This window comes from Pseudomonas sp. MPB23 (assembly GCF_046605395.1).
Taxonomy (GTDB): Bacteria; Pseudomonadota; Gammaproteobacteria; order Pseudomonadales; family Pseudomonadaceae; genus Aquipseudomonas.
This window is the reverse complement of the sequence record NZ_CP176771.1, coordinates 2,554,514-2,566,502: the sequence shown is the minus strand read 5'-3', so window position 1 is coordinate 2,566,502 and position 11,989 is coordinate 2,554,514. Positions and strand designations below refer to the sequence as shown.

The window sequence follows — 11,989 nt, the reverse complement described above, 5'->3', positions numbered from 1 at the left end:
GGTTTGAAGGTAAAGATTGCACCCGTACATTCGGACTTTTACTGCGAGACATGCTCGCTGTCCCTGATGGGTTCTGCTGGTCAGCGCCTCAATCGCATACACGCACTCTAAGTGCCTCGTCCGGCGAGGGTTGTGCCGACCACGGTCTTACCTGTCTTGCCATCACTAAGTGATTGCTTGTGCAATCGGTGGTGTGATCTACCTCGGTGAAGCTCCGACGACTCGTCTATGCAGTTATCAACGAATGCCGGTAATCCGGTTGGTACTCGCTTTTGTGGGTTAGTAATGCCCAAACGATCCTGGCCGTCTTGTTGGCCAAGGCCACGGCAGCCACATTGATATTGCGCCGTTTGATTAGCTTGACCAGCCAGCTATCGGGATCGTTTTTCTGGCCGGCCCGATAGATCACTGAGCGGGAGCCATGAATCATCAAGGTTCGTAGATACGCGTCTCCGCGTTTGCTCATGCCTAGCAACGTTGACCTTCCACCACTGGAGTGCTGCCGAGGCACGAGACCTAACCAGGCAGCCAATTGCCGTCCGTTTTTAAAGTTCCTCGCATCGCCGACAGAGGCGACTAACGCACTGGCAGTCAGCGGGCCAATGCCCGGTATCCTTTCTAATTGGCGGCTGGTCTCGTTGGCCCGGTGCCACGCCTTGATTTGCGCTTCAAACTCTTCAACCTCGTTATCCAGCGCCTTGAAGTGCTCGATCAGTCGCTCAATAAGCTGACGGAACGAGACCGGCAGCTCATTAGCCGCGCCTTCGATTACGCTCGGGAGTCTCGTAGTAATGTGGGCGATTCCTTGCGGCACAATCAGACCAAACTCAGCAAGCAGCCCTCGGATCTGATTGGCCTGGGCTGTACGCGCCTTCACGAATCCCTGACGCGCACGATGCAAGGCTAATACAGACTGCTGCTCAACATTCTTAATCGGCACAAAACGCATCGTTGGACGAGTTACAGCCTCGCAGATAGCCTCGGCATCTGCTGCATCATTCTTGTTGCTCTTGACATAGGGTTTGACGAATTGCGGGGCCATGAGTCGCACGGTATGGCCAAGTGTTTCGAGCTTGCGGGCCCAGTAGTGAGCACTGCTACAAGCTTCCATGCCGATCAAGCAGGGAGGTAAGTTGGCAAAAAATACTGTCACCTGATCGCGCTTCAGTTGCTTGCGTAATAGGGGCTTGCCTCGCTCGTTCATACCATGGATCTGGAACACGTTTTTGGCCAGGTCGATACCAACGGTTTTGATTTCCATGGCTAATTACCCCTTTGCACAAGTGGATGGCGACTCCGCTCACTCTGGCACAGCGATACGATTATGGGCGGGGGCGTCCATCCCATTGCTTACGTACGAGCAGCTCACGGCCATGCCGCACCGATCAATGGTGGCCACTGCTATCGTATTGACCGCGGCCTTGATCAACAGGCGCGGCAACAGATCAGCCTTGAACTCGGGCATAACCGGATCGATGTGGTTTCGGCCTACATTGGAGGTCGAGCGTGCCCATGCCCTTTGATATGGCGCTGTTCCTGAGCGGCGTACTGACCGGCTCGAAGGTCACGCAGCAACGCCACCTACGGCAAGCCCGAATCATGCAAGCGGCCATTCAACAACGATGGCAGCTAGACAATCCCTGGACCTGGCAGCTCAAGCATGTGCGCTGGTTTCTCACTCAGCGCCTGAAACACCATTCCGACGCCAGCCGGAATTACTATCGACTCACCACTCTATTGGCTGGAAGCGATTAGGGAAGGACCGAGAATTGCTGCTCGGTCGCCCGAATAGTGGTGGTTAGGCAGCTCCCCAGTCCCACTTTTCCGCCTTCATCTGTCTCAGCATAGACATGCTCTTGTTCAGTGTTTACGTTCGCCAGTTACCCGAAGACTTCCAGGCGCCAAACCAAAAAAATCCCGAAACCGCCGATGAAAATGTGAAATGCTAACGAAACCGGTGACGATAGCAATTTCCGAAATAGGCCTATTACTTTGCTGAATGAGCTGCCTCGCTCGCGTCAGGCGTAACTCCAAATAGTATCGGGTCGGTGTAGCCCCCATGAAACGACAAAACCATCGTTCCAGCTGACGCTTTGAAATTCTGACGCAGGTAGCGAGCTCATCGATCGTCAATGGCTCCTCAATGTTCTGGCGCATCAGCTCTAACGCGGACTTGAGCGTCTGAGGCAACGTCGGGTCTGAGTCCACTTCAATGACCGATATGTCTGATGCGTTGTCCGACTCGTCGCACCGCAGCACCTCCTCCACTGCGCAAACCAGTTCCTGCTTGCCTGTCTGCCTCATCAGCTCGAGCATCATCCGTAGTGAACTGTTTGCGCCGGCACAGCTGATACGACCCCGATCAAAAACGTAAGTACGGCTGGAAACGCTAACTTTTGGAAACGCCTCGGCCATCATAGCGCGGCCGTCTGGATGAAACGCACACTCGAATCCGTCCAGTAAATTCGCTTCCGCCAGGAAAAAAGCACCGTTCCACAACCCTCCCATGATCGCCCCCGATGAGGCTGCCGTTCGAAGCTTGCGTCGCAGCAGTGGCTCACCTTGCAGTCGAACGCGAAAACCGCCCGCGACAATAACGATCTGCTGGTTGTTCTCCAGCTGATCCAGTTCGCAGTCCGCTGAAATGACGATACTCAGGTCACTCACTACCTGACGCCCCGACATACCCACCGTCAGTATCTCGTACAGCGGTTTCTGGCTCATCAGATTAGCCGTGACCAATGCATCCACTGCCCCGGTGAAGGACATCATTGAGAAATTGTCCATCAGGATAAAAGCCACCCGTACGGAGGCTCCTTTCATTGCAGGCAAGGCATCCCCACAGCGATAAGCCATGTTTTTGCTCTTAAGCACGCTTTCAAATGCGTATCGCATAACTCCCCTTTGGAGGCTGAAATATAGTGGTTAAATGAATCTAGGCTACGGCTCGCCGAACAAATTAAGGAACATTTAAGGAGTATTTCCACCTAGCCCCGAGCAACCAGTGAGATATCGCAGGGACTACTTCATCGAAAACGTGACGGACAGTGCTTCCGAAAATACCCCTAATCTATCGAACGCTGTTAAGTATCGACGACTAGTGTCCTGAGCAGTTAATTCAATAACTTATTTTTCATCGCCCCCAGCTTTGTTTTTTTAAAGAACTTATTGATTAGTGAGTCTCTCCGGCGGCCCCAGCAACAAGGATCGCCGTATAGGGTTTGCCTTGCTCTGGGACTCAGGATAATCTTCGAGATCCACTAGTTAAAATTAATTATCGCACTAAATTGATACCACAATTGATAATAATTGCCGTGTTGATCTCAAACAGATGAAAGCCTTTGTGGCGGTGCCGAGCATCTGCATTTCAGCATGCGGCAGACGTGCTGTTCATTACACAGCCTACGTTGAGCCGCTTAATTAAAGGACTGGAGGATGAGCTGGGTGCAGAGCTGTTCTTGCGCACCACGCGGCAGGTAGAGTTGATGGAAGTCGGCCGTCTATTCCTGCAGGAATGCAATCAGGTCTTTCATCATATCGACCGAGGTGTAGATCTGGCCCTCTGCGCAGCCGCCGGCGATATCGGCTATATTTCGATCGACTACAAGGACTTTGCGATCAATGGCGCATTCCCCCCCACCCTTGAGTGTTTCAAGGAGTTTCACCCGGATGTCACAGTAGAGTTTCTCTACATGCCATCCCACGAGCAATACAACGCCATCAAGGACTTCCTTATTGACGTAGGCTTCGTGCTGGGCCCCATTTCCGTACCGGCATCGAATCACCGCTCGTGGCACAAGAAAAAAGTGGTAGTCATTCTTCCGGTGCGGCATCCCTTTGCCAGACACAAGCGCATCAACATCGAACAGCTGAAAGACGAGCGTTTCATTTTCGGCGCACAAAGCGGCTGGAGTCTGTTTCGCCAACAGACGTTTCAACTCTGCCTGCGCTTTGGCTTCACGCCGAATATAATTCAGAAAGCGACCACCAGTATCGGCATACTTCAGGCCGGCCGCCGCCAACATGGGGATATCTACCTGTCGAAGTACACTCAAGAGGAGTTGGATAAGTTGCGTATTTACTGAACATCCGACCGCGCAAGCGATTTAACTGGTTGTTTCCGATCAAGGTGTTCATTCACCTGATGGACTTGCAACATGCGGCTACTGTTTCAATTCAATAACCAGGTTGCACTCAACTCCTGCAACCGCCCATCAATGGCTCAGCGCGTCATCAACTTTAGTTGACGTCGGCTACGGCGGGCGCTAAAAGGCGTATTCCATAGCAAGGCGGTTTTGCCAGTAATTTTTTTCCTGGCCTGGCTGGTTTTGCAAGGCAATGAATTCAGTGATGCTCCAGCCCTTGAGGTTTCCGCCAAACTTGTAAACGGCGAACGCAAGGTATTCCGACTGATTGATGCTGGCTGCACTTTCACTGGGTTTGAGGTCCATGAACGAGTAGCGTGCGCCAATGAACACGTCTTCGCGTAAGGCACCATTGATATCGAATGCATACGCATTCCCCGCCCCCAGGTCTTGGGTCGTGGTCAGGAACGGTTGGGCAAATAACGGACCTGAACTGACGCCATGAGCGTAGGGCGTTACTAGCGCGCCATTGAGGTAGGAGTTTTTGTCTGGCTCGATGCGGTCGTAGCCGAGGCTGGTGGTCAGAGAATTATGCTTTACGCCCAATTGCACACCATAAACCCTACTATGCACTTCACTGAGCAATTCACGACCTTCATTGTTTTCTCGAACGATCTGTGTCCCGATAAAGGGCTTGAAATCGCCTTCGCGCTTGCTCAGTTGCGCTTCCAGGTAGGTCATCCTGGCATAGTCGTCGTAGTCAAACTGCCAGGCTTTGGCGTTGAGCTGTACCGGACCTAGGTCCAGGCTGCGGGCGCCACCGATTCCCCAAAATCCGTCGGTTTCCTCATCGTCGATTCCTGAGAAAGCGTCAAATCCAGCGTTGTAGGTGGTCTGTTTCTTGAACGAGTTGTCAATATACGACTTGAAGCGATACATGCGCATCGCTGAAAGGTAGTTCGCGTCATCGCCGTAGTGCACTGAAACGCCCTGGAACAGCTGGGGTGCCATGCGCCAGTCATACGTTGAGGCGTAGGGCACATCGATCTCCTGGTTGCCAGCGGTGATCTTGAATTGGTCGTGCTCCCATTGAAGATAAGCTTCGCCCAATGCAGTGATATTGGGCCCAAGGTCTCGGTCGCGTTCGGCGGGATCATCGGAATGGGCGATTCCGCGTTGTACATAAGCACTGATGCCCGCGCTGAAGCCGTCGTAGGCGGCGGTTTTGAAACCCAGTTTGCCGCCGTAACTCAATGTATCCTGGGTCAGCCCTTTGTTAAAAAAGGCATTATGTCCGGAGAAGTAGATGGTGCGAAAGTTGCCGTTAATACTGCCCTTGCTGAATATTTCTGCCACCGATGAGGCATCGCTACTCTGCGATGTAGTTTGTTCGTCATTCAGCCGCGACAGACTTTGATGTTGTACCGGTTCGCCGAGGGTTTCAGGTTGTAGTGCCGCCGTATTCAATACGTCCGCATCCTGCCCTACAGTTGATGTTTCAGCCCAAGCGAAACCAGGCACGGCGATGGCCATGACGATAAGTAGATCCCGTGGGCGTAAGCTTAAGTTGAGTTCAGTATTGTCTCTATTCATTGCCGCTCTTCTTCGATAGGGTGCTGCCCTTCAAAGTCGCAACATCGAAGGCGCGCTTATAAAGAGCGCCTTGGACATTAATCGCTACTCCCGGGACAAACATTGTTATATGGATGAGTGGGCAGTACTGACGAAAGCAAAGTTGAATCACTGGGTTACGGCAGTCTGGGACGACGGCACTCAGTGCATTTTTTTATTATGAGAGCGTGTAAGTACACGTTATATCTGGATGACATCGTTCGACCGGGTAGCCGTTCTTCTTAATCCTTAAATGCCCAGGAAACAGTTGCCGGGGTCGCCACTAGCAGCGCGCCCCCCGACTTATTTTCGAAAGATGCCTGTTCGTCCGCAGGATCGGCGAGAGTCATTTCGCGTCGATCCTCTTGGCCTTCCCTTAAGCCGGGCAGTCAGCTTGAATGAGCGAGCAACTGAGCACGCCGCTCGATCGTGGCCTGGACGTCTAGCTGTACGCGCTCATTGAGGATGACCCCATAGACGTCACGTGCATGTTCAATCGTGCAGAAGTCATCCAGCACATCCTCGCGAACCTGTTCGGCACTGCGCTCCAACGGGTTGCCATAGCCGCCGCCGCAGGGCGAGTAATACGCCATGACGTCGCCTGCGCGTGAAGCATGTCCTGAGAATTTGGAGGGCATCTGCACGATCTCTCCAGGGCGCGCAGCATTGTAGATTTCTGTCTTGCCGACAACGCCGTCAGTACCACCGAAAATCCCCCATGGCACATCGTAATGACGTTCGCTTTCGTGGGTTATGAAACCTGGCGTCAACACCCGCTGTGCCTTGACCACGCCAATGCCACCACGGTATTTACCGGCGCCGGGCATGACGTCATCGCGCAACTCATAGCGATCGCAGATCATGGGCAAATGCATGCCCAGGTCCTCAATGGGGTTGTTGCGAGTGTTGGCCATGAGGTTATCGATCGCATCGGGACCGTCAGATTTTGGCCGACCGCCATACGCCCCTTCATTGACCTCGAGAAAGACCCAGTAATCGCCATCAGGCTTTATCCCGGAGTAGGCGGCGAAGGAAATCGACGCCGAGCTGCCAGCGATGATTCGCTCTGGCAAAACCGGTGACAATGCCTTGATGATCAGATCGATCATCCGATTGCATTGAGTAAAGCGCGCCTCGGCCGCTGCCGGAAAGATCGGATTGAAGATCGAGCCTTCGGGTGCAACCACACTGATCGGTCGGAACGACCCTTCGTTCGACGGCACCGGACTTTCCATCGTATAGGCATCGAGCAGAATCTTGCGAAAAGCTGCATAGGCAGCCACCTTGCATGACCCTTCAAAAGGGACGTTGTAGGCCGTTGGCGTCTGGGGGGCCGAACCGGTGAGGTCGACAATCAGCGAGTCGCCCTGCACCTTGACCGTCACGACTATTGGCAAGCGCTCATCACGATTGCGACCATCATCGTCAAGGTAACCTTCGGCCCGGTATTCGCCATCGGGAATCTCCGAAATCTTCTGGCGCATGATGGCTTCGGAGTAATCGATCAACTGATTGACCGCGCTGAAGCAGAAGTCTTTACCGTAACGCTCCAACAGTTCCTTGAAGCGTTTTACCCCCAGCTGTGCCGAAGCGACCTGGGCTTCGATATCGCGTACCAGCTGTGTTGACGCGCGGCTGTTGTACTTGAACATTTGTACGAGCGCTTCATTACGCACTCCCTTCTCATAGAACTTCAGGCCGGCCATCAGCATCCCCTCGGCATACACGTCACCGACATCGATGATCAGACCGGGGGTGGCGGCACCGATATCGATGTGGTGCGCGGTATTGCCGGAGAAGCCGACCAGTTCGCCTTCATAGAAAATAGGGATGATGATCGCCAGATCCGGGCTATGGCTTGAGCCATGGTATGGGTGGTTGTGGATGACCACGTCTCCCTCATGCCACGCACCACCTTGCAGTGTGTTCTCGATACCACGCAAGTAAGCCGGAATCGAGCCGATGTGCATCGGCGTGGATTCGGACTCGCAGATCGTCTGGAAGCGCGTATCGAACAAGCCGGCCCCCATGTCCTGAGACTCACGGATGATCGAGGAAAAGGACATTCTATAGAGCACGTGTCCCATCTCTTCGGCAATGGTCTTCAAGGCGCCGTTGATAACTTGCAGGGTTATCGGATCGACCTTTTGCTGATTCATGTGATCAACCTCCGGGTTAAATGCGGGAAATAATCAAGTTGCCGTACTGCGTCACTCGACCTACCCACCCCGGCGGCACCAAGGAAGTTGAGTCATGCTGCATCAGCATCGCCGGGCCTTCGACGTATTGCCCTGCACGCAGTTTGCTGCGGTCATAACGCGGCGTCGGTAACATCTCGCCGTTATCGAAATAAGTTGGGCGCTCGTACAGGAAGGCTTTCTGGCTGTCGCCATCCTGGGCGGCTTGCAAAGGCTGCCAGGCCAACTTCTCCGACTTCGAATTACCGATCACCCGCAGGCTGACAACCTCCACGGCAGCATCGCCGAAACAGTAGCCATAGTCCTTTTCATGGGCGCGATGGAAGTCCGCCATGATCTGCTCAATGACATCGCGGTTGATGGGCCCTTCGGGCACTTGTGCACGTAACTCGAAACCTTGGCCATCGTAACGACATTCGGCAATTTTGCTCACCCGCATGTTGTCTTCGCTGACGCCGTCATTGCGCAGCTGTTGGCGAATTTCCTCCTCCATGCCGAGCAACGCCTGCTCAAGGCGCAGCATGTTGGCGTCGTTGGCCTGGTTAAGGTTGAAAAGCAGCGAACGCAACGCTTCGTATTGCAAATCGGTGGTCAGCAAACCTGCCGCTGCGGTAATACCCGGTGCGGGTGGAATCAACACTGACTTGGCATTGACCTCATCGGCCAGTGCCGGACCATGCACCGGGCCGGCGCCGCCGAAAGGCATCAGCACAAAATCACGGGGGTCAATGCCGCGGGCCACCGAGCTGGATCGGATCGCCAGCGCCATGTTGTTATTCACGATCTTCAAAATACCCAGCGCGGCCTGGTGCACACTCATGCCCAATGGTTTAGCAATATTGTCCTCGATGGCCTTGAAAGAGAGCTGCGGATCGATCTTGAGGTCGCCACCCAGCATCTGATCGGGGTCCAGACGACCCAAAACGATATTGGCGTCCGTTACGGTCGGCTCCTGGCCACCACGGTTGTAACAGGCTGGCCCCGGGTTCGACCCCGCCGAACGCGGACCGACTTGAAAGCCGCCGGCCGCATCGATGAAGGCCACTGACCCGCCACCGGCCCCGATAGTGATCAAGTCAATCATCGGCACCAGCACCGGGTGACCGGAGACATAGGAATCACGAGGATTCATGATCTTGATCTGGCCATCGACCAGCGTCGAAATATCGGCTGAAGTGCCGCCGATATCGACGGTAATGATGTTGCGCTCGCCATCGAGTTCGGCGAAATAGTGGCCTCCCATGACCCCTCCCGCAGGGCCGGACATGAGGATACTGACCGGTCGTTCGCAACAGCTTTCGACAGTGGCCACCCCGCCGTTCGATTGCATGATGCGCAGTTCCGCATTGATGCCGTTATCACGCAGTTGAGTCGAGAGATGCGTCAGATAGTGTGAGGTACGAGGGCCCACATAGGCGTTCATCGCCGTGGTAGAGAAGCGCTCGTATTCACGCATCACGTCGACCACTTCGCATGAACAGCATACATATGCCTCAGGCATGACCTCCTTGACGATCGCCTTGGCGCGCAGTTCATGTTCGCGATTGAGGAACGAATACATGAAGCCGATGATGACAGCCTCGATACCCCGCGACTTCAGTGTCAGCGCGGCCTGACGAACCTCTGCCTCATCCAGTACGGTTTCGACCTGGCCGTGCGGTGGGAGTACTCGCTCATTGATGGCAATGCGGTTACGCCGGCGTACCAGCGGAGCACTTTGCCAAGGCACATCGAAATGCAGGGAGAAGTTGTGGGGGCGCTTGTGTCGGCCAATGTGCAGAATGTCGCGAAAGCCCTTGGTGGTGAGCATGCCCACGTCGGCACCGTTATGTTCAATCGAAATGTTGGTGGCTACAGTGGTGCCGTGCACGATGAGTTGAACTTCATCGGTGCTGATCCCGGCCTTGGCGCATAACTCAAGAATCCCTCGCATGACCGCGATCGATTGATCCTCAATCGTCGTAGGGACCTTGTGCGAAAAAACATGCCTGCCGATTGAGTCTTGTTCTGTGGTTTCCAGAATCAAGTCTGTGTTTGTACCACCGACGTCTACGCCAATGCGTGCCATCTCGTGACTCTCCTGCGCTAAAGCGAGATAACTCGAATTGAACACCCGAGCCTGCTCACAAGTTAATTATCTATATTTGTAATTTTTATACCCGAACAACAGCTTGATATTTAACGACTCTCAACTTCGACAGCTGCTCGATGAGATCACAATGCTTGCTCACCCCACGAAAAGCCATTTACCAAGGCCGCGCAAAACAGCTGCCGTTCCGGGCCTGACCGCATAATTATGTTTCTATCTCACGACACTTCAGATCCTGAGAAAAACAATAGAGCAATCGTTGATACACTTCTAATACATTTTTCACCCGCATTCGTACATTAATCCGCATCAGTTTTTGCACTAAATTAACGCCCTTTTCAGCCGACGCCTGATGATAGTGCGGCTCACCCGCTCTATCACGGGGCGCTCTACTTCCATGTCACGGCGCGCAGTTCAGCAACGAAGATAGTCAGCGACGGCTGTATCGCGCGGTTTCAGTTAGAAGGCGATTTGACAGGCTGCGTCGCTTGGCTACCGCGAAAGGTGCACAGTCCGTAGTAAACCAAAGCGCCCAGAATCGAACCTGTGAACCAGCCATAATCGTAGAACCAGCTGAAGGCCGGGCTGCTCAATGACAGTAGGGTCAGTACCACCGGCACGGCGAAGGCAATGAAACCCGCAGAGTTCCACGCCGGGTAGACATCATCACGATAGAGCCCTGCCAGGTCCAGCTTCTGCTTTTTGATCAGGAAGTAGTCAACGATCATGATCCCCGCAATCGGCCCAAGTAGACTGGAATACCCTAACAGCCAGTTCGAGTAGACCGTATCGAGGCTGATGTCCGAGACAATCAGGCCCAGCTTTTTCAACAGCTCGTGTGCCATCATTCCCAAGCCAACCACACCGGTTAGCATCACCGCGTGAGTCCGGCCGATCAGTTTCGGGGCGATGTTCTGGAAATCATTGGTTGGTGAAACAATATTGGCTGCGGTATTGGTCGACAACGTGGCGATGATGATCATCGCCATGGCCAGTGCCACCCAGACCGGGCTCTGTATGTGCCCGATCAGGTTCACCGGGTCGGAGACGGTTTCGCCAACCAGTGAGGCAGACGCAGCGGTCAACACTACGCCCAGCGAGGCGAACATAAACATGGTCAAAGGCAGGCCGATGATCTGCCCGACGATCTGGTCTTTCTGGCTTTTGGCGTAACGACTGAAATCCGGGATGTTCAGCGACAACGCCGCCCAGAAGCCTACCATCGCGGTGAGGCCGGCGAAGAAGTAACTCGCCAGCCCGGCGCCTTCGGGGCGCTTCGGTGGCTGGGACAGCAGTTCGCTAATCGACACGTTCGGCATAGCCCAGACCAGCAACCCGGCACCGACCAGCACCAATAGCGGTGCCGACAGGGTTTCCAGCCGCTTGATCGACTCGGCACCGCGCAGCACCACCCACAGGTTCAGGGCCCAGAAAATCATGAAACCGATGACTTCGCCCGTTCCGCCTAGACTTTTCCAGCCGTCGGACATTGAGCCCAGAAACAAGTTAATGGCCTGTCCGCCGAACATCGTCTGAATGCCGAACCATCCGCACGCCACAACGGCCCTGATCAGGCATGGCAGGTTGGAGCCGAGTATGCCGAACGAAGAACGCAGCAACACCGGGAATGGAATGCCGTACTTGGTACCGGCGAAAGCATTAAGGGTCAGCGGTATCAGCACAATGATGTTTGCCAGCAGAATCACCAGGAGCGCCTCCCCCACCGAAAGGCCAAAGTGGCCAGTGAGTACGCCTCCCAGCGTATAGGTCGGCACGCAGATCGACATACCGACCCAGAGTGCAGCAATGTGCCACTGGTTCCAGGTGCGCTGGTGGACCTTGGTCGGGGCTATGTCGTCATTGTAACGAGGGCTGTCAAGGACGTCGCTTCCGGCTTCAAGCTCGACCAAACCGTCCCGTTCGGTCACTTGCGATTTAATCTGTTGCATGGCCACTCCACTGTTTACTGTTATTAGGTAATCGGTCGTAAAGCCGCCTCAAGCAGC

Annotated in this window: 6 protein-coding genes and 3 pseudogenes; 3 read left to right on the top strand and 6 right to left on the bottom strand. The window is 54.3% G+C overall.

Going from position 1 to position 11,989, the window contains the following annotated elements; translation table 11 throughout:
* Positions 1 to 226: 226 nt before the first annotated feature.
* Positions 227 to 1,261 (bottom strand): IS110 family transposase, encoded by a 1,035-nt coding sequence (locus ACLH0J_RS11935; RefSeq protein ID WP_314690970.1) that lies wholly within the window; start codon positions 1,259 to 1,261, stop codon positions 227 to 229.
* Between the two features lie 245 nt (positions 1,262 to 1,506).
* Here ACLH0J_RS11935 and ACLH0J_RS11930 point away from each other — a divergent pair.
* A pseudogene (locus ACLH0J_RS11930) lies at positions 1,507 to 1,802 on the top strand (hypothetical protein).
* A 58-nt stretch (positions 1,803 to 1,860) separates the two neighbouring features.
* On the opposite strand, the gene ACLH0J_RS11925 reads toward ACLH0J_RS11930, so the two are convergent.
* Complete coding sequence (locus tag ACLH0J_RS11925) at positions 1,861 to 2,895, bottom strand: GlxA family transcriptional regulator (RefSeq protein ID WP_314690973.1); 1,035 nt, start codon at positions 2,893 to 2,895, stop codon at positions 1,861 to 1,863.
* Positions 2,896 to 3,383: 488 nt separating this feature from the next.
* Here ACLH0J_RS11925 and ACLH0J_RS11920 point away from each other — a divergent pair.
* Positions 3,384 to 4,001, top strand: a pseudogene (locus tag ACLH0J_RS11920) (LysR family transcriptional regulator); the annotation flags it as partial.
* A 36-nt stretch (positions 4,002 to 4,037) separates the two neighbouring features.
* Positions 4,038 to 4,183, top strand: a pseudogene (locus ACLH0J_RS11915) (IS30 family transposase); the annotation flags it as partial.
* A gap of 82 nt (positions 4,184 to 4,265) precedes the next feature.
* Here ACLH0J_RS11915 and ACLH0J_RS11910 read toward each other — a convergent pair.
* From ACLH0J_RS11910 to ACLH0J_RS11895, 4 genes are all read right to left on the bottom strand, one after another.
* The gene (locus tag ACLH0J_RS11910; protein WP_411392106.1) at positions 4,266 to 5,618 is read right to left on the bottom strand and encodes an OprD family outer membrane porin; all 1,353 of its coding nucleotides are present in this window, start codon (positions 5,616 to 5,618) and stop codon (positions 4,266 to 4,268) included.
* Between the two features lie 467 nt (positions 5,619 to 6,085).
* Positions 6,086 to 7,855, bottom strand: a complete 1,770-nt coding sequence (locus tag ACLH0J_RS11905; RefSeq protein WP_019692273.1) for a hydantoinase B/oxoprolinase family protein — start codon at positions 7,853 to 7,855, stop codon at positions 6,086 to 6,088.
* Between the two features lie 16 nt (positions 7,856 to 7,871).
* Positions 7,872 to 9,962 carry a hydantoinase/oxoprolinase family protein gene (locus ACLH0J_RS11900; RefSeq protein WP_314690980.1) on the bottom strand — a complete coding sequence of 697 codons (2,091 nt, stop codon included), beginning with the start codon at positions 9,960 to 9,962 and terminating at the stop codon, positions 7,872 to 7,874.
* 476 nt (positions 9,963 to 10,438) lie between these two features.
* The gene (locus ACLH0J_RS11895) at positions 10,439 to 11,932 is read right to left on the bottom strand and encodes an NCS1 family nucleobase:cation symporter-1 (protein ID WP_314690983.1); all 1,494 of its coding nucleotides are present in this window, start codon (positions 11,930 to 11,932) and stop codon (positions 10,439 to 10,441) included.
* Between the last annotated feature and the right edge of the window lie 57 nt (positions 11,933 to 11,989).